At 68.9% G+C, this 16,450-nt stretch carries 17 protein-coding genes; 9 read left to right on the forward strand and 8 right to left on the reverse strand.

Annotated features, from left to right (window positions below):
- The first annotated feature begins 64 nt into the window (after positions 1-64).
- Positions 65-1,708 carry a CTP synthase gene (locus ACAZ03_RS09725; RefSeq protein WP_373353123.1) on the forward strand — a complete coding sequence of 548 codons (1,644 nt, stop codon included), beginning with the start codon at positions 65-67 and terminating at the stop codon, positions 1,706-1,708.
- A 175-nt stretch (positions 1,709-1,883) separates the two neighbouring features.
- Positions 1,884-2,507, forward strand: a complete 624-nt coding sequence (locus ACAZ03_RS09730) for a YdeI family protein (protein ID WP_373353125.1) — start codon at positions 1,884-1,886, stop codon at positions 2,505-2,507.
- A gap of 53 nt (positions 2,508-2,560) precedes the next feature.
- Here the strand turns inward: ACAZ03_RS09730 and ACAZ03_RS09735 are convergent, their stop codons facing one another.
- From ACAZ03_RS09735 to ACAZ03_RS09745, 3 genes are all read right to left on the reverse strand, one after another.
- Entirely contained in the window at positions 2,561-3,070 is a 510-nt protein-coding gene (locus tag ACAZ03_RS09735) for a MarR family winged helix-turn-helix transcriptional regulator (RefSeq protein WP_373353126.1), read from the reverse strand.
- 116 nt (positions 3,071-3,186) lie between these two features.
- Positions 3,187-3,489 (reverse strand): succinate dehydrogenase assembly factor 2, encoded by a 303-nt coding sequence (locus tag ACAZ03_RS09740; RefSeq protein WP_373353128.1) that lies wholly within the window; start codon positions 3,487-3,489, stop codon positions 3,187-3,189.
- Positions 3,490-3,493: 4 nt separating this feature from the next.
- The gene (locus ACAZ03_RS09745; protein ID WP_373353129.1) at positions 3,494-3,877 is read right to left on the reverse strand and encodes a multiprotein-bridging factor 1 family protein; all 384 of its coding nucleotides are present in this window, start codon (positions 3,875-3,877) and stop codon (positions 3,494-3,496) included.
- Between the two features lie 78 nt (positions 3,878-3,955).
- Here ACAZ03_RS09745 and ACAZ03_RS09750 point away from each other — a divergent pair, with 78 nt between their 5' ends.
- The 3 genes from ACAZ03_RS09750 to ACAZ03_RS09760 are packed head-to-tail and all read left to right on the forward strand — an operon-like array spanning position 3,956 to position 5,979.
- Positions 3,956-5,158, forward strand: coding sequence for a pyridoxal phosphate-dependent aminotransferase (locus tag ACAZ03_RS09750; protein WP_373353131.1), 1,203 nt, complete (start codon positions 3,956-3,958; stop codon positions 5,156-5,158).
- 9 nt (positions 5,159-5,167) lie between these two features.
- Positions 5,168-5,533, forward strand: a complete 366-nt coding sequence (locus tag ACAZ03_RS09755; RefSeq protein ID WP_373353133.1) for a bleomycin resistance protein — start codon at positions 5,168-5,170, stop codon at positions 5,531-5,533.
- Positions 5,530-5,979 carry a hypothetical protein gene (locus tag ACAZ03_RS09760; protein ID WP_373357066.1) on the forward strand — a complete coding sequence of 150 codons (450 nt, stop codon included), beginning with the start codon at positions 5,530-5,532 and terminating at the stop codon, positions 5,977-5,979. Before ACAZ03_RS09755 ends, ACAZ03_RS09760 begins: the two co-directional genes overlap by 4 nt.
- Here ACAZ03_RS09760 and ACAZ03_RS09765 read toward each other — a convergent pair.
- Complete coding sequence (locus ACAZ03_RS09765; protein ID WP_373353135.1) at positions 5,953-7,326, reverse strand: MATE family efflux transporter; 1,374 nt, start codon at positions 7,324-7,326, stop codon at positions 5,953-5,955. The genes ACAZ03_RS09760 and ACAZ03_RS09765 overlap by 27 nt on opposite strands.
- A gap of 63 nt (positions 7,327-7,389) precedes the next feature.
- Between ACAZ03_RS09765 and ACAZ03_RS09770 the strand changes: the two genes are divergently transcribed.
- Positions 7,390-8,028 carry a DUF2461 domain-containing protein gene (locus ACAZ03_RS09770; RefSeq protein ID WP_373353137.1) on the forward strand — a complete coding sequence of 213 codons (639 nt, stop codon included), beginning with the start codon at positions 7,390-7,392 and terminating at the stop codon, positions 8,026-8,028.
- 39 nt (positions 8,029-8,067) lie between these two features.
- Here the strand turns inward: ACAZ03_RS09770 and ACAZ03_RS09775 are convergent, their stop codons facing one another.
- The 4 genes from ACAZ03_RS09775 to argE all read right to left on the reverse strand — a co-directional run bounded on the left by ACAZ03_RS09775 (position 8,068) and on the right by argE (position 12,377).
- Entirely contained in the window at positions 8,068-8,919 is an 852-nt protein-coding gene (locus ACAZ03_RS09775) for a metallophosphoesterase (protein ID WP_373353138.1), read from the reverse strand.
- Positions 8,919-9,848: a diacylglycerol kinase family protein gene (locus ACAZ03_RS09780; RefSeq protein WP_373353140.1), complete on the reverse strand. Its 930-nt coding sequence runs from the start codon at positions 9,846-9,848 to the stop codon at positions 8,919-8,921. Before ACAZ03_RS09780 ends, ACAZ03_RS09775 begins: the two co-directional genes overlap by 1 nt.
- A 73-nt stretch (positions 9,849-9,921) precedes the next feature.
- Complete coding sequence (locus ACAZ03_RS09785; protein ID WP_373353142.1) at positions 9,922-11,220, reverse strand: NAD(P)/FAD-dependent oxidoreductase; 1,299 nt, start codon at positions 11,218-11,220, stop codon at positions 9,922-9,924.
- Positions 11,217-12,377, reverse strand: coding sequence for an acetylornithine deacetylase (argE, locus tag ACAZ03_RS09790; protein ID WP_373353144.1), 1,161 nt, complete (start codon positions 12,375-12,377; stop codon positions 11,217-11,219). Before argE ends, ACAZ03_RS09785 begins: the two co-directional genes overlap by 4 nt.
- A gap of 195 nt (positions 12,378-12,572) precedes the next feature.
- Here argE and ACAZ03_RS09795 point away from each other — a divergent pair, with 195 nt between their 5' ends.
- The 3 genes from ACAZ03_RS09795 to ACAZ03_RS09805 are packed head-to-tail and all read left to right on the forward strand — an operon-like array spanning position 12,573 to position 16,406.
- Positions 12,573-13,607 carry an ABC transporter ATP-binding protein gene (locus ACAZ03_RS09795; protein ID WP_373353146.1) on the forward strand — a complete coding sequence of 345 codons (1,035 nt, stop codon included), beginning with the start codon at positions 12,573-12,575 and terminating at the stop codon, positions 13,605-13,607.
- Entirely contained in the window at positions 13,600-14,700 is a 1,101-nt protein-coding gene (locus ACAZ03_RS09800; RefSeq protein WP_373353148.1) for an ABC transporter ATP-binding protein, read from the forward strand. The genes ACAZ03_RS09795 and ACAZ03_RS09800 overlap by 8 nt, the downstream gene beginning before the upstream one ends.
- Entirely contained in the window at positions 14,697-16,406 is a 1,710-nt protein-coding gene (locus ACAZ03_RS09805; protein ID WP_373353150.1) for a peptide ABC transporter substrate-binding protein, read from the forward strand. The genes ACAZ03_RS09800 and ACAZ03_RS09805 overlap by 4 nt, the downstream gene beginning before the upstream one ends.
- The last annotated feature ends 44 nt before the right edge of the window (positions 16,407-16,450 follow it).

Below are 16,450 nucleotides of genomic sequence, written 5' to 3' on the forward strand. Positions count from 1 at the left end.
GGTGCTGGTGGCTGAACGCCTCCGGGCAAACCTCCATTTGGCTGATCACGGGAGTTCTCATCGCATGGCGCGCTACGTATTCATCACCGGCGGTGTGGTCTCTTCGCTCGGAAAGGGGCTGGCCTCGGCGGCGCTCGGCGCGCTTCTGCAGGCGCGAGGCTTCTCCGTCCGCCTCCGCAAGCTCGACCCCTATCTCAACGTCGACCCCGGCACGATGAGCCCCTTCGAGCATGGCGAGGTCTTCGTCACCGACGACGGGGCGGAGACCGACCTCGACCTCGGCCATTACGAGCGCTTCACCGGCGTCGCTGCGCGGAAGACGGATTCCGTCTCCTCCGGCCGCATCTATTCGAACGTGCTGGAGAAGGAGCGTCGCGGCGATTACCTCGGCAAGACCATCCAGGTCATCCCCCATGTCACCGACGAGATCAAAGACTTCATCGCCATCGGCGATGACGAGGTGGATTTCCAGCTCTGCGAGATCGGCGGCACGGTCGGCGATATCGAGGGCCTGCCCTTCTTCGAGGCGATCCGCCAGTTCAGCCAGGACCGGCCGCGCGGCCAGTGCATCTTCATGCACCTGACCCTGCTGCCCTATATCGCCGCCTCCGGGGAACTGAAAACCAAGCCGACCCAGCACTCGGTGAAGGAGCTCCGCTCCATCGGCCTCGCCCCCGACATCCTCGTCTGCCGCTCCGAAGGGCCGATCCCGCAGAAGGAGCGCGCAAAGCTGGCGCTCTTCTGCAACGTCCGCCCCGATGCGGTGATCGCGGCGCAGGACCTCTCGACGATCTACGACGCCCCCCTCGCCTATCACCGCGAGGGGCTCGACCAGGCGGTGCTCGACGCCTTCCAGATCAGCCCGGCGCCGCGGCCGGACCTGACGAAATGGGAGGATGTGAGCGACCGCATCCACCATGCCGAGGGCCAGGTGCGCGTCGCCATCGTCGGCAAGTACACGCAGCTCGAGGATGCCTACAAGTCCATCGCCGAGGCGCTGACCCATGGCGGCATGGCCAACCGCGTGCGGGTGAAGGCCGAATGGATCGACGCCGAGATCTTCGAGCGCGAGGACCCGGCCAGCCATCTGGAGCGCTTCCATGCGATCCTCGTCCCCGGCGGCTTCGGCGAGCGGGGGACGGAGGGCAAGATCGCCGCTGCGCGCTTCGCCCGCGAGCACAAGGTGCCCTATCTCGGCATCTGCCTCGGCATGCAGATGGCGGTGATCGAGGCGGCGCGCAACGTCGCCGGCGTCGCCAAGGCCGGCTCGGAGGAGTTCGACCACGAGGCGGGCGTGAGGCGCTTCGAGCCGGTGGTCTATCACCTCAAGGAATGGATCCAGGGCAACCATTCGGTGCGCCGCAAGGTCGATGACGACAAGGGCGGCACCATGCGGCTCGGCGCCTATACGGCGATGCTGGCCGAGGGCTCCAAGGTGGCGGAGATCTACGGCACGAACGAGATCGAGGAGCGGCACCGCCACCGCTACGAGGTCGACACCAAGTATCGCCAGCAGCTCGAGGACGTGGGCCTCACCTTCTCGGGCATGAGCCCCGACGGGCGGCTGCCGGAGATCGTCGAATGGGCCGACCATCCGTGGTTCATCGGCGTGCAGTTCCACCCCGAGCTCAAGTCCAAGCCCTTCGAGCCCCATCCGCTCTTCGCCGATTTCGTGCGGGCGGCGGTGGAGACCTCGCGGCTGGTCTGACACCGGCGGCGGCTCCACGGCGGCGGAAACCAGATGGTTTTCGCAAGGGGGGCCGTCTGCCCCCCTCTTGGCCTGACGGCCAATTCACCCCCCGAGGATTTTTGGGGAGCAAAGACGGGGCCTTTGCGGACGTATAGCCTTGCGGTTATACGTGGAGCAGAGGGAGGCCCCGGCGATGATGATCACCGAGATCGAGGACTATTTCAGCATGGGCTGCGGCCGCTGCAAGCGCTTCGCGACGCCCGACTGTTCCACGCGCCGCTGGATCGAGGGGCTGGAGGCCCTGCGGGAGATCTGCCGCGCGGCGGGGCTCGAGGAACAGGTGAAGTGGGGGCATCCCTGCTATACCCATGCGGGGCGCAACATCGTCATCATCGGCGCGCTCCGGGGCTATTACTCTCTCGGCTTCTTCAACGCCGCGCTGATGAAAGACCCCGAGGGCGTCCTGGAGCGGCAGGGCCCGAACACCAAGCATCCCGATGTCATCAAGTTCACCGAGCCAGGTGCCGCCGCCGGGATGGCGCCGGTGATCCGCGCCTATCTGGACGAGGCCAAGGGCTATGCCGAGGCCGGGCTGAAGCCGCCGAAGGACGAGGACGAGCCGGACGTGCCGGAAGAGCTGATCGAGGCGATCGACATGGATGCCGCGCTGGCCGAGGCCTGGCACGCGCTCACGCCGGGCCGGCGGAAATCCTATGTCTATGCCGTCGGCTCCGCCAAGAAGGCGGAGACACGGGTCGCGCGCGTTGAGAAGTTCCGGGAGAAGATCCTCGCCGGCAAGGGCGCGCTCGACCGCTAGACGGCAAAACGGCGGCCCGGGGGGCCGCCGCCGTCACGCCAGAGGCGCGGAAGTCAGTAGATATAGCGGATCTGGTCGGCCCAGTAACGCTCCACCCGGCGCAGCGAGGTGGTGATATTGTCGAGTCCGTCGAGGTCGATCACGCCGCGGCTCGTCAGCCCCTCGGCATGGGCCGCGAAGAGCTTCGAGACGGTATCGCGCACGTTGCGGCCCTTTTCCGTCAGGCGGACGCGCACGGAGCGGCGGTCGATCTCGCAGCGCTGGTGGTGCATGTAGCCCATCTCGACCAGCTTCTTGAGGTTGTACGACACGTTCGAGCCCTGGTAGTAGCCCCGGCTCTTCAGTTCGCCCGCGGTGACCTCGTTGTCGCCGATGTTGAACAGAAGCAGCGCCTGAACGGCGTTCAGCTCAAGATGCCCGAGCCGTTCGAACTCGTCCTTGATGACATCCAGAAGCAGGCGGTGAAGGCGCTCGACGAGCGTCAGCGCCTCGAGGTAGCTCGCCATGAACCCGGCGTTCACGCCGAGGGCAGAGTCGTCTTCGATGGCAGAATGCAGGCTCATCCGACTGTCTCCAATCTCGTCTTTTCGATCCTAACTTGGAGAAAATTGCTCAAGATGTGGTTTAAAACCCAGTCAGAATGTGGCCGACCCGGGGCATTTCGGCGGAAATATGGTGGCTAAGCCTCACTTGAGGATGAGGTTCCGACACCCTCGGCCCCCTTGCGAACAAGGGCCATGAGCGCCTCGAGCCCCTCGGGCTCCCCCTCCCCGGTAGTAACCCAGCGGTAAATGTCGTGATCGGATTCCGCGAGGAGCCGCTCGTACTCATCGAGGCGTGACTCGCTGAGACCCGGCAATTGCTCCCGGGCGAAGGCGCCGAGGATCAGGTCCATCTCGCGGATGCCGCGGCGGATGGAGCGCATGTGGAGCCGTCGCAGCCGCGTCTCGCGGCTCTCTCCCGGCGGGCCGGCCAGCTCCATCGGCTCAGACCGGCGTGCTGGCGCGGAGCCGCTTTTCGAGCCGCCCGAGCCGCGCGAGCGTCGCCGTCAGCTCGGCGCGCACCTTGCGCAGTTCCGCCAGTTCCTCGGCGCGGCTGGTGCTGCGCTCTTCCTCGCTCGGGCCCTCGGGGCCGTCGCCGACGCCCGTGAGGATCCACGAGAGAGAGACGCCGAGCACGCCGCAGAGCATCTGCAACTTGTTGGCCCGCGGTTCGGCCCGGTCCTCTTCCCACCGCTGGACGGTGGAATTCTTCACGCCGAGCCGCGCCGCCAGCTCCTTCTGGCCGAGCCCGGCGGCCTCGCGGGCGCCGTGGATGCGGTCGCCGAGTGTGGCGCTGTCTTCACTGTACCAACCGTCTTCGGGGGTCATTCGTGGCTCCTCCTTGCCGGGTCTGCCCGCCCGGCTTATGACAGCCGCGCCGCGACTTTGCCACCCCGGGAGCCCCTGATGCCCTTTCTCGCCGACGCGCTCGCCCGCGTGAAGCCCTCGCCCACCATTGCCGTCACGACCAAGGCGGCGGAGCTGAAGGCGGCCGGGCGCGACGTGATCGGCCTCGGCGCGGGAGAGCCGGATTTCGACACGCCGGAGAACATCAAGGCCGCCGGCATCCGCGCCATCGAGGAAGGCAAGACGAAGTACACCGCCGTCGACGGCATCCCCGAGCTCAAGGCGGCAATCTGCGCCAAGTTCGAGCGCGAGAACGGCCTCAGCTACACGCCGGCGCAGGTGACGGTCGGCACCGGCGGCAAGCAGGTGCTCTACAACGCGCTGATGGCGACGCTGAACCCCGGCGACGAGGTCATCATCCCCGCGCCCTACTGGGTGAGCTATCCCGACATGGTGCTCCTCGCCGGCGGCGAGCCCGTCACCGTGACGGGCGGGCTGGAGACCGGCTTCAAGATCACGCCCGAGGCGCTCGAGGCCGCGATCACGCCGCGCAGCAAGTGGCTGATCTTCAACTCGCCGTCCAACCCCACTGGCGCCGGCTATTCGCGCGACGAGCTGAAGGCGCTGACCGACGTGCTGATGCGCCATCCCCAGGTGCATGTCATGACCGACGACATGTACGAGCACCTGACCTTCGGCGATTACAAGTTCTGCACCCCGGCGGAGGTCGAGCCCGGCCTTTACGGGCGGACGCTGACCGTCAACGGCGTCTCCAAGGCCTATGCGATGACCGGCTGGCGGATCGGCTATGCGGCGGGGCCGGAGGAGCTGATCCGCGCCATGCGCAAGATCCAGAGCCAGTCGACCTCCAACCCCTCCTCCATCAGCCAATGGGCGGCGGTGGAGGCGCTGAACGGGCCGCAGGACTTCATCGAGCCCAACCGGGCGCTGTTCGAGCGGCGGCGCGACCTCGTGGTCGAGGGGCTGAACGCCTGCCCGGGCATCACCTGCCCGGTGCCGGACGGCGCCTTCTATGTCTATCCCGACATCTCGGGCTGCCTCGGCAAGACCTCCGCCGGCGGCGCGCGGATCGAGACCGACGAGGACTTCGCCACGGCGCTCCTCGAGGAGGAGAATGTCGCCGTCGTCTTCGGTGCGGCCTTCGGACTTTCGCCGAACTTCCGCGTCAGCTACGCTACCTCCGACGCGGCCCTGACCGAGGCCTGCGCCCGCATCAAGCGGTTCTGCGAGGGCTTGAGCTGAGGGGGGCCGATGGCCGACAGGATCACCGCGAACCTGCCGGCCCGCGACATGGCCGAGACGGCGGAGTTCTACGCCGCCCTCGGCTTTGTGCCCGGCTACCGGTCTGACGGCTGGATGATCCTGGAGCGCGGCGCGCTGGAGCTGGAGTTCTTCCACGCGCCGGGTCTGATCCCGGCCGAGAGCTGGCATTCGGCCTGCATCCGGGTGGATGACCTCGATGCGCTCTACGACAGCTTCGCCGGTGCCGACCTGCCGGCCACCCCCCGCGCCATCCCCCGCCTCACCCCGCCCGAGCGCCTGCCCGATCCGGAGGTGCCGCGGCTCTTCTTCCTCGTCGATCTGAACGGCAGCCTTCTGCGCTGCCTGGAAAACTGATGTCCGACCTGCCCCGCTATTTCTACCGCATCCGAGAAAACGGCGCCGCCGTCTTCGAGATCGACACCGAGAACCGCGAGCGGCGGCTCGACATGAACCAGATCGCCGTGGCGAACTGGAAGAACGGCGAGATCAAGCCGCATGGCCAGCATGTGCTCACCGAAGAGCAGCGCACCGAGATCGAGGGCTGGATCGAGCGGCGCCGGGCGCTCCTCGCCCGCCGCGAGATCGACGACATCCACCGCGCCATCGACCACATGAACCTCACGGCCCAATGGGTGCAGGCGCGTGCGACACCGGAAGAGCTCGACGAGGTGACGGATGCCCTGCTGCTCGCCATGCACGATCTGAGGACGATCCTCGTCCGGCGGAAGGCCGAACGGCTGGCCGAGGCGCCGGCGCAGGCGCGCCCGCTCGGCTCAGGTCGCGGCGAGGGGGAAGGCTGAGATCCTGACCGCGCGGCGCCAGAAGCGCAGCGTGAAGAAGGTCATGGCGCTCGTCACCCCGGCAAAGAGCCCGAGCCAGAGCCCGACCGGCCCCACGCCCAGCGGGAAGGCCAGGAGCCAGCCCACCGGCAGGCCGATGATCCAGTAGCAGAACGCGGCGATCACCATCGGCACCCGCGTGTCCTGCACGCCGCGCAAGAGCCCCAGGATCGTCGCCTGCCCGCCGTCGCCGAACTGGAAGAGCGCGGCAACGAGGAGTAGCGGCGCGCCGATGGCGACGATCGCCGGGCGCTCTGGATCCTCCGGATCGAGGAAAAGACCCACCAGCTCATGCGGCCAGAGGACGAAGCAGGCGACGACGACGAAGCCGAAGAGCACGGCGAGCGATTGCGCGGTCAGCGCCGTCCGCCGGAGGCCCGCCTCGTCACCCCGCCCGAGCGCCGCCCCGGCGAGCACGGTGCCCGCCTGGCTCATGCCCACATGGAACATGAAAAGGAGCGCGGTGAGCTGCATGGCGATGCCATGCGCCGCCAGCTCCACCTCGCCGATCCAGCCCATCATCACGGCGGAGCCGGTAAACATGCCGGTTTCGGCGAGCGAGGTGATGCCGATGGGCGCACCGAGGCGGAAGGCCTCGCCCAGCGCCTCCCAATCCGGCCGCCAGAAGCGCACGAAGAGCTCGAATTCCGGCGCCTTGCGCGCCGCCCAGATCGCGGCGGCGAGCGCCATGGAGACTTCCAGGATCACCGAGGCGATGGCGGCGCCGCGAATGCCGAGCTCCGGCGCGCCGAAATTGCCGAAGATCAGCGCGTAGTTGATGAGCGCGTTGAGCCCGACGCCGATGATGGTGATCCAGAGCTGGATCGCCGTCATCTGCAGCGCGCCGAGGAAGCCGCGGATCGAGGTGGCGAAGAGCGAGCCGAAGAGCCCGAAGCAGGTGATGCGCAGGTAGATCTGCGCCTCCGCCGCCACATCCGCCGGCTGGCCGATGGCGAGGAGGATGGGTTCGGAGAACCAGAGCGGCGGCAGGCAGAGGAGCCCGAAGGCCAGCGACAGCCACATCGCCATCCGCGTGAAGCGGCGGGCGCGCACCGCGTCTCCCCGCGCCGCGGCAGCCGCCACCACCGGCGCGCAGGCGGTGCCGAAGCCGGCGCCGAGGATGAAGAGCGTGAACCAGAAGGACGAGCCGATGGTCGAGGCGGCGAGCGCGGTGACGGAATACCAGCCGAGCATGATCGTATCGGTCATATGGATGAGGAAGCCCGCCACCGAGGCGCCGACGAGCGGCAGCCCGATACGCAGAAGCGCACCGACATGGGACGACAAACTTGACGGCTCGGTGCGCATGGCGATCCTCTAGGCCGAGTGCCCCGCCCCGTCCAGAGCCCTTCGCCCCGGAGCCCGCCGCCCATGCCCGACACCCTCTCGGTCCCCCGTGTCCGCGCCTTCCTGACCCGCCTCGAGGCAGAGAACGACCGCGCCTGGTTCAAGGCGCATCAGGGAGAGTACGAGGCCGATCTGAAGGCGCCGGCCGAGGCCCTGCTAGACAGGCTCCGCGCGCCCCTGCGGGAGATGACGGGGCTCGAGGCGACGCCGAAGCTCTTTCGCCCGCAGCGCGACCTGCGCTTCTCGAAGAACAAGCGGCCCTATCACCTGCATCTGCACCTGATGTGGTCTCTTGCCGCAGGCGGGGCGAGCGAGCCGGCCTGCTTCCTCGGCATCGACCTGAAGGGGGTGACGGTCGGGCTCGGATGCATGGCGATGAACCGCGAGCAGCTCGAGCGCTGGCGCAGCCTCCTCCTCACCGACACGGCCCGCATGGCGGCGCTGATCGAGCGGGCGGAGGCGGGGGGCTTCACCTTCCGCGAGGGCGAGCTGAAGCGCACCCCCGGCCCCTGCCCCCCCGATCATCCGCTCGCGCGCTTCGCCCGGATGAAATCATGTGTGGCGACGAAAGAGATGGCGGAGAGCGGGCCGCTGGAGCCGCGGCTGATGGAGGCGTTCCGGCAGGGCTTGCCCGTGCTCGAGATGCTGCACCCGGTGCTCTGAGGGTACAGCCAGCCCCGAGGGGTCTCCCGCCAGCCAGGCTTAGGCGGGTTCGGATTCCACGACGGCGTCCCTGACCGGCAGCGCCTCGGGCTCGCCCGCGCGGCGCCAGCCCTCCGGCCCGTCCTCGAAGGTTTCGGGCGCGGCGGGCTCGAACGTGCCCGTCTCGTCGCTCGCACAATAGCGCGTAACCTCGGCCCGGCCGGGGCCGCAGTCTATGAGGTTGAAATCATTCGGCTCCCCGCGCTTCCGCGTCGAGAGCCCGGTGCCCGCCTGCACGAAGAGCAGCGCCCGCCCCTGCGGCATCTCGAAGGGCTCCGCCCCCCAGAGATGCAGATGCCCGGTGAGGACGATATCCGCCCCCGCATCCGAGAACGCCCGCGCCGCCGCATGGGCGCCGGCCATCGGCGCCTTGTCGGAGCCGGGCGGGTGCACGATCGGATGATGCATGACGATGACCTTCAGCGTGTCCTCCGGCAGCGCGGTCAGCCGGCGCGTCACCTTGGCGAGACGATCGGCATCCATGCGACCGCGCTGGTGGCGGCGAGGATCGACGGAGTTGACGCCGATGACCGCGACATCGCCGAGGATCCGCTTCGGCTCCTTGTCCTCCCCGAAGGTGGCGCGGTAGCGGCGGAAGGGCCGAAAGATGCGGAAGAGGAAGTTATAAAGCGGCACGTCGTGATTGCCGGGGACGACGAGGCAAGGCGCCTCGAGGCGTTCAAGGAGCGCTGCCGCATCGCGGAACTGCCCGGGCCGGGCGCGCTGGGTGAGGTCGCCCGAGACCGCCACCAAATCGGGGGCGAGCGCATTCACCCGCGCCACCAGCGGGTCCAGAAGCTCCGGGCGGGTGCGGCCGAAATGCAGATCGGAGAGGTGAACGAGCCGCGCCATCAGGCCGCGCTCGCCCGGCCGGCGCCTTCCTGCGCGCGGGGCGCCACGACCTTGAGGGAATGCTCCAGAAGCCGCATCGTCACCGGCGGGTCGAAATGGAAGCGCTCGCCATCGAGCGCCGCCGTGACCTTGCGGGTCTTTTGCGGCCAGACCTTGATCTCGCGCCCCGCCAGCATGGCGAATTCGCGATCCTTCCGGGCGATCTTGAAGCCGAGCCAGAGCGCGGTGCGCAGCATGGCGAAGCGCCCGACATCCTGCCCGTAGTAGAAGGCGAGCTGGCCTTCCTCGGGCAGTTCGGCGCCGTCGAGTTTGAAGATGCGCAGCTGGAAGGGGTTGGAGCCGACGAAGACCATCGGCGTGTGGATCGTCTGGCTCTGGCCATCGACCTCGACCGTCAGGCGCATCCCGTGGCCGGGCTGGATGAGGATCTTGAAGACCGACCAATAGGCCGCGATCCGCGAGCGGCCCCAGTTCTCGTAGACTGTCTCCCGCGCACGGAGGATGGCGGGATAGACGCCGAGCGAGGCGTTGTTGAGGAAGATACGGCCGTTGATCTCCCCCACCGGGAAATCGCGCACCTCACCGGAAAGGAGCGCCTCGACGGCGGCCTCGTCGCCCTCGGGGATGTCGAGGCCGCGCGCGAAGAAGTTGAACGTGCCCATCGGCAGCGGCGCCATGGCGACGTCGGAGCCCTTCAGCACATCGGCGATGCCCGAAAGCGTGCCGTCGCCGCCTGCGGCGAAGACGGTGCCATGGCCGGCGTCCCGCGCTGCCTTGGCGGCCTCTGAGATGCCCTCGCCGCCCTTGCACGGGCGGTAGGCGACGGGCTCGCCGAGCCCCTCTTCCAGCATCCTGTGCAGCGCTTCGAGCCGGTCCGCATCGCGGCGGCCGGAGGTTTCGTTCGCGATGAGTGTGTAGGGGGCGTCCATGATCTGTCCCGGCTTTTGCAGTCAACGCGGGCCGAAGCGGGAGGGTTCCGGCGCGTCGAAGGCGGACCCGCCTTCAGAAGCGGGCGTAGCGCAGGCCCGTCAGGTCGTGGCCCGGGGGCTTGCCCTGCATGAGGTCGGCGAGGACGCGGCCGACCGCGGGACCGATGCCGAAGCCATGGCCCGAAAGGCCGGTGCCGAGCCAGAGGCCGGGGATCGGCGTTTGATCCACGATCGGCACCTGATCGGGCAGGACGTCGATCATCCCCGCCCAGGCGGCGCGGATGCGGGGGGCCGGCAGGGTGGGGAAGCGGGCGGCGAACCCCTCCGTCAGCTTGCGGAGGCGCCGGCGGCTGGGGGCCGGATCGAGGATGCGCATGGCCTCGAAGGGCGAGGCGCCCTCCCAGCTCCGCGGCGTGCCCCAGGCGTCGGGGAAGCCCTTCGGCGCGGCGGCGATGGGCAGGTTCTCCAGGGGGTCGGCCCACCAATAGGGCAGGAAGGCGCGCAGGGAGCGGAGGAGATCGGGGCCGACGAACACCTCGTGGCCCCAGCCGGGCGCCAGCGTGTAGCCACCGTCCTGCCGGTGGCGGAAGCCGAGCGCGCCGTCGACGGCGCCGCCGGCGAAGACCTCCGGCAGCGGCTCGGTCGCCGCCACGGTGGCGCGGACGGAGCATTGCGGGATCGTCAGGCCGAGCGGCCCCAGGAACAGCCGCGACCAGGCGCCGCCGGCGAGGAGGACGCGGGTGGTGAGGATCGTCCCGGCCTCCGTCACAACGGCGGAGACGGCACCGCCGGAACGCTCCAGGCCGCGGGCGGCGCACTGCTCGCGGATGGCAAGCCCGTCGCGCACGGCGGCGCGGGCAAAGGCGGGCACAGCCTTCCACGGCTCGGCGGACATGTCGGAGGGCGTGACGACGCCGCCCCGCCAGTCCCACCGGGCCTCGGGCAGAAGGTCGGCGAGCTCCGGGCGGGTCAGGAGGCGGATGTCGGTGCCGTGCGCCCTGCCCTCCGCCTCGTGGCGGGCGAAGGTCTCCATATCCGCCGGGCTGTCGGCCATGTAGAGAATGCCGCCGCGTTTGAGCCCGATGTCCTCCCCTGCCCGCTCGGCCAGCTCGGGCCAGAGCCGGTTGGCCTCGACCATCATCGGCAGCTCGCGCAGGTCGCGCGCCTGCTGGCGGATGAAGCCCCAGTTGCGGCCCGACTGCTCGGCGGCGACGCGGCCCTTCTCGACGAGGACGGTCTGCACCCCGGCGCGGGCGAGGAACCAGCCGGTCATCACGCCGGCAATGCCGCCGCCGATGATGACGACATCGGCCGCCTCGGGCAGCGGCGCCTGATGTTCGGGCGGGGTGGCGAGCGTGAAGGGAAAACTCACCGGCAACTCTCCAGTAGTCGGGCGATGAAGGCCTCGCCGGCCTGCCAGTCGGCCAGCGTCAGATATTCGTCGGGCTGATGGGCCTGGGCGATATTGCCCGGCCCGCAGACGACGGAGGAGATCCCGGCCGCCTGGAAATGCCCGGCCTCGGTCCCGTAGCTGACGACATGGGTGCCGTTGTCTCCCGTCAGGCCGCGGGCCAGCGCCTCGGCGGCGCCACCCTCCTCCGGCAGGAGCGGCGGCACGCCGAAGCTCTCCTCCGCCGTGATGAAGCAGCCCGGATGGCGGGCCTTCATGCCGGCCTCGAGCTCGGCGCGCTTCGCCTCGAAGGCGGCCTTCCAGTCGGCGATGTCGTCGCCGGGGACGACGCGGAAGTCGAAGCCCAGACGGCAATGGCCGGCGGTGATGTTATGGGCGGTGCCGCCCTCGATCTTGCCGACATGCGCCGTGGTGCAGGGCGGATAGAAGGGCGCAGCCAAGGGCCCGGGGGTTGCGGCGCGGTTGGCGGCGTTGATCTCGTCGGCCCAGCGCACCAGCTTCGCCGCCTCGAAGATCGCCGAGACGCCGTCATAGACCAGCGAGGAATGCACCTCGTAGCCCCTCACATGCACATGCCAGTGGCAACCGCCCTTGTGGCCGGTGATGACCTTCATCTCCGACGGCTCGCCGATGATCGCAGCGCCGGCCTTCGGCACCCCCGCCTCCGCCATCGCCTCGATGACGGGCGGGGCGCCGTAGCAGCCGAGTTCCTCGTCATAGCTGAGCGCGAGCTGGAGCGGGCGGGAGGTGCCATGGAGCGCCGCCTGCCCCACGGCCCAGATGGCGAGGGCGTCGAACCCCTTCATGTCGGTCGTGCCGCGGCCGTAGAGCCGGCCGTCCCGCTCGGTCAGCTCGAACGGGTCGCTCGACCACTCCTGCCCCTCGACGGGCACCACGTCGGAATGCCCCGAAAGGAGCACCGCCCCCTCCTCCTCCGGCCCCGCATGGGCCCAGAGCCCGGCCTTGGGCTCGCCCGGCTTCGGCACGAGCCCGACCCGCGCGCCGCAGGCGGTGAGGTAGCCCTCGACGAAGGCGATGAGATCGAGGTTGCTCTCGCTGCTCACCGTCGGGAAGGCGATGAGGCGGGCGAGGATCTCTCTCGCGGTGAGGTCTTTCATGGCAGTCTCCCCTGTTCCTGCCGTTCTGCGCGGCATTCGCCGTGGAGAAAAGGCGTTATTTACGCGCACGGCACCCCGGGGCTTGTTCGGCAGGCGAAACTTGCTAGGCTGATGCCAACAAAATGGGCAGACGCGGCCACACCCGCAGCCCGACAGGGATAAAGTACAACCAAAAGAACCATTTGGAGGTTCTGAATGCCCGATGGGGCACAGCCCGTCCTTGATGTCCGCGGCTTGACTGTCGTCTTCCACACCAGGGCCGGCTCGGTCCATGCGGTGAACGATGTCAGCTTCACGCTGCAGCCCGGCGAGCTTCTGGGCGTCGTCGGCGAAAGCGGCTCCGGCAAGTCGGTGACGATGATGTCGCTCATCGGCCTTTTGCCCTCGCCGCCCGCAATCACCGGCCCCGGCGAGGTGCATTTCGGCGGGCGAGACCTCCTGCAGATGCCCGAGCCGGCGCTTCGCGACGTGCGGGGCGGCGAGATCGGATTCGTCTTCCAGGACCCGATGACCTCGCTCAACCCGGTCTTCACCGTGGGAATGCAGATCGCCGAGCCGCTCCGCCGGCACATGGGGCTTTCGAAGCGCGCCGCCGCCGACCGGGCGGTGGAGCTGCTGGAGCTCGTCGGCATCCCCGATGCGCGGCGGCGCCTCGGCGACTATCCCCACCAGTTCTCGGGGGGCATGCGCCAGCGGGTGATGATCGCCATCGCGCTCGCCTGCGACCCCAAGGTTCTGATCGCCGACGAGCCGACCACGGCGCTCGACGTGACGATCCAGGCGCAGATCCTCGAACTGATGCAGGAGCTGCGCGAGCGGCTGGGCATGGCGGTGATCTGGATCACCCATGACCTCGGCGTCATCGCCGGGATCGCCGACCGGGTGATGGTCATGTATGGCGGGCAGGTGGTGGAGCATGCGCCGGTGCACGAACTCTTCTCCAACCCGCAGCACCCCTATACGCAGGCGCTCCTCAAGACCGTGCCGAATGTGCAGGGGCAACGGGCCAAGCGGCTGACGGTGATCGAGGGACAGCCGCCGATCCTGCTCGCGCCGCCGGCCGCCTGCTCGTTCCGCGACCGCTGCCCCCATGCGTGGGAGCTCTGCCACCGCGCCCTGCCCCAGCGCTATCCGATGGCCGGGAATCACGACGCCGCCTGCTTCCTCTGCGACCCGGGCCTCGCGCCGACGCGGCCGGCCGCCACCAGCCCCGAGGTTCAGGATGCTTGACGCCGCCGCCACGCCCGGGGCCGCGCCCGCCGCCGAGACGCCCGCCGGCACGCCGCTCGTCGAGGTGCGCGGCCTCAAGATGCACTTCCCCATCCATACCGGACTCCTGCGCCGCCAGACCGGCGCCGTGAAGGCGGTCGACGGCGTGGATTTCACGGTGATGGAGGGTGAGACGCTCGGGCTCGTCGGCGAGTCGGGCTGCGGCAAGAGCACCACGGGCCGCGCGGTCCTGCGGCTCTACGACATCACCGAGGGCTCCATCCGCATCGGCGGCACCGAGATCGGGCATATGAGCCAGGGGGCGCTGCGCAAGCACCGCCCGACCATGCAGATGGTCTTCCAGGATCCCCAGGCGAGCCTCAACCCGCGCATGAACGTCAGCCAGATCATCCGCGAGCCGCTCGACGAGCACACCAAGCTCTCGAGCAAGGAGAAGGACGAGAAGGTCCTCGAGCTCATGGATGCCGTCGGGCTCAACCGCGCCTTCGCGCGGCGCTTCCCCCATGCCTTCTCCGGCGGGCAGCGGCAGCGGATCGGCATCGCCCGGGCGCTGGCGCTGAGCCCGAAGTTCATCGTCTGCGACGAGCCCATCGCGGCGCTCGACGTCTCGATCCAGGCGCAGGTGGTGAACCTGCTCGAAGACCTGCAGGAGCAGTTCGGGCTCACCTACCTCTTCATTTCCCATGACCTCTCGATGGTGCGGCACATCGCGACGCGCGTCGCGGTCATGTATCTCGGCAGGATCGTCGAGCTCGCCCCGCGCGAGGCGCTCTATGCCGAGCCGCTCCATCCCTATACGCAGGCGCTCCTCTCGGCCGTGCCCGAGCCCGATCCGGCACTGGCGCGCAAGGTCGAGCGGGTGATCCTGAAGGGCGACGTGCCCTCGCCGGCCAATCCGCCGAAGGGCTGCAACTTCTGCACCCGCTGCCCGCAGGTGATGGAGGTCTGCCACGAGATCGACCCGGCACCCCGCCACCTGCCGGACGGCCGCCAGGTCGCCTGCCACCTTTACGACGATACCAACAAGACCGCCGGAGAAACGGCGGCCGAGCCCTCGAGGCCAACAGAGCACCAACAAGGAGTGAGTCCATGAAACTGAAAGCAGCGCTTCTCGGCGCGATTGCGGTGACGGCCGTCGCGCCCGCCGCCTTCGCCGAGCGGGGCGAGGACGGCCATGTCAACGTCATCTACTGGCAGGCCCCCTCGACCATGAACCCCTACCTCTCCGGGGGGACGAAGGAGATCGAGGCCGCGAGCCTCGTGCTCGAGCCGCTCGCCCGCTATGACGAGACCGGCACGCTGGTGCCCTATCTGGTCACCGAGATCCCGACGCTCGACAATGGCGGCGTGTCCGAGGATCTGACCTCGATCACCTGGAACATCTCGCCGGATGTCATGTGGTCCGACGGCTCGCCGGTGACGGCCGAAGACGTGCGGTTCACCTGGGAATACTGCACCGCCGAAGGCGGCGGCTGTGCGCAGGGCGCCAAGTTCAACGGCGTCGAGGATGTGGAGGTCGTCGACGACAAGACCGTCACCGTCCACTTCTCCGAAGCCAAGCCCAACCCCTACCTGCCCTTCACCGGGGCGGAATCGCCGGTGATCCAGGCCGCGCAATTCGCCGATTGCCTCGGCGCCGCCGCGCCGACCTGCACGGATGCGAACTTCAATCCGATCGGCACCGGCCCGTTCACCGTCACCGACTTCCGCGTCAACGACGTGATCGAGCTGGCGGCGAACGAGAACTACCGCGACCCGATGCTGCCCAACTTCGCCACCATGACGCTCAAGGGCGGCGGCGATGCGGCGGCGGCGGCGCGGGCCGTGCTGCAGACCGGCGAGTTCGACTACGCCTGGAACCTGCAGCTCGCCCCCGATGTCATCGAGGAGATGAGCCAGGGCGGCGTCGGCACCCCGATCTCGGCCTTCGGCACGCTCGTCGAGCGGATCGAGATGAACCTCACCGACCCGAGCCCGGATCTGCCGGAAGGCGAGCGCTCCACCGTAGCGCATCCGCACCCCTTCCTCTCCGACCAGACCGTGCGCGAGGCGCTCTCGATCGCCATCGACCGCGACCTGCTCGTCGAGGTGGGCTACGGCCAGGCCGGCCGTCCGACCTGCAACCTGGTTCCGGCGCCGGAGCTCTATGCCTCCGACAACACGTCCTGCATGCCGCAGGACATGGAGCGCGCCATGCAGATGCTGGATGACGCGGGCTATGTCGACACCGACGGCGACGGCGTGCGCGAGACGCCCGACGGCGTGAAGATGTCGATGCTCTACCAGACCTCCACCAACGCCGTCCGTCAGGACTTCCAGGCGCTGATCAAGGAATGGTGGGAAGAGCTCGGCTTCGAGGTCGAGCTGCGCAACGTCGATTCGTCCGTCTTCTTCGGCGGCGACCCCGGCTCGCCGGACACGTTCCAGCGCTTCTACGCGGACGTGGAGATGTATGCGAACAACTTCCCCGGCACCGACCCCGAGGCCTATCTCGGCGCCTATACCTGCGACAAGATCCCCTCGCCGGAGACGCAGTGGCAGGGCGAGAACATCAACCGCTACTGTGACCCGGCCTATGAAGAGCTGGTCGCCGAGCTGGCCCGCACGGGCGATCTCGAGGAGCGGGGCCGCATCGCGCGCCAGATGAATGACATGCTGACCAAGGACAGCAGCATCATCGTCGGGCTCGTCGACCGTGGCCGGGTCTCCGCCCATGCCAACTCGCTGGGCGGCGTGATCCTCAACACCTGGGACAGCGAACTCTGGAACGCGGCCGACTGGTACCGCATCGACGAGTAAGCACCTCTCGCGGGCGGGCCCGGCCGGGCCCGCCCGCATCCTTC

Origin of the sequence: Pseudoroseicyclus sp. CXY001, assembly GCF_041714655.1 — a bacterium.
Taxonomy (GTDB): domain Bacteria; phylum Pseudomonadota; class Alphaproteobacteria; order Rhodobacterales; family Rhodobacteraceae; genus Pseudoroseicyclus_A.

Excerpts from the sequence above, each read along its gene's own strand:
- ACAZ03_RS09755 (WP_373353133.1), top strand. The coding sequence starts at position 5,168 with ATGGCCGACAGGATCACCGCGAACCTGCCGGCCCGCGACATGGCCGAG.
- ACAZ03_RS09780 (WP_373353140.1), bottom strand. The coding sequence starts at position 9,848 with ATGGACGCCCCCTACACACTCATCGCGAACGAAACCTCCGGCCGCCGC.
- ACAZ03_RS09775 (WP_373353138.1), bottom strand. The coding sequence starts at position 8,919 with ATGGCGCGGCTCGTTCACCTCTCCGATCTGCATTTCGGCCGCACCCGC.
- ACAZ03_RS09795 (WP_373353146.1), top strand. The coding sequence starts at position 12,573 with ATGCCCGATGGGGCACAGCCCGTCCTTGATGTCCGCGGCTTGACTGTC.
- ACAZ03_RS09800 (WP_373353148.1), top strand. The coding sequence starts at position 13,600 with ATGCTTGACGCCGCCGCCACGCCCGGGGCCGCGCCCGCCGCCGAGACG.
- ACAZ03_RS09725 (WP_373353123.1), top strand. The coding sequence starts at position 65 with ATGGCGCGCTACGTATTCATCACCGGCGGTGTGGTCTCTTCGCTCGGA.
- ACAZ03_RS09735 (WP_373353126.1), bottom strand. The coding sequence starts at position 3,070 with ATGAGCCTGCATTCTGCCATCGAAGACGACTCTGCCCTCGGCGTGAAC.
- ACAZ03_RS09770 (WP_373353137.1), top strand. The coding sequence starts at position 7,390 with ATGCCCGACACCCTCTCGGTCCCCCGTGTCCGCGCCTTCCTGACCCGC.
- ACAZ03_RS09740 (WP_373353128.1), bottom strand. The coding sequence starts at position 3,489 with ATGGAGCTGGCCGGCCCGCCGGGAGAGAGCCGCGAGACGCGGCTGCGA.
- ACAZ03_RS09745 (WP_373353129.1), bottom strand. The coding sequence starts at position 3,877 with ATGACCCCCGAAGACGGTTGGTACAGTGAAGACAGCGCCACACTCGGC.
- ACAZ03_RS09750 (WP_373353131.1), top strand. The coding sequence starts at position 3,956 with ATGCCCTTTCTCGCCGACGCGCTCGCCCGCGTGAAGCCCTCGCCCACC.
- ACAZ03_RS09730 (WP_373353125.1), top strand. The coding sequence starts at position 1,884 with ATGATGATCACCGAGATCGAGGACTATTTCAGCATGGGCTGCGGCCGC.
- argE (WP_373353144.1), bottom strand. The coding sequence starts at position 12,377 with ATGAAAGACCTCACCGCGAGAGAGATCCTCGCCCGCCTCATCGCCTTC.
- ACAZ03_RS09805 (WP_373353150.1), top strand. The coding sequence starts at position 14,697 with ATGAAACTGAAAGCAGCGCTTCTCGGCGCGATTGCGGTGACGGCCGTC.
- ACAZ03_RS09765 (WP_373353135.1), bottom strand. The coding sequence starts at position 7,326 with ATGCGCACCGAGCCGTCAAGTTTGTCGTCCCATGTCGGTGCGCTTCTG.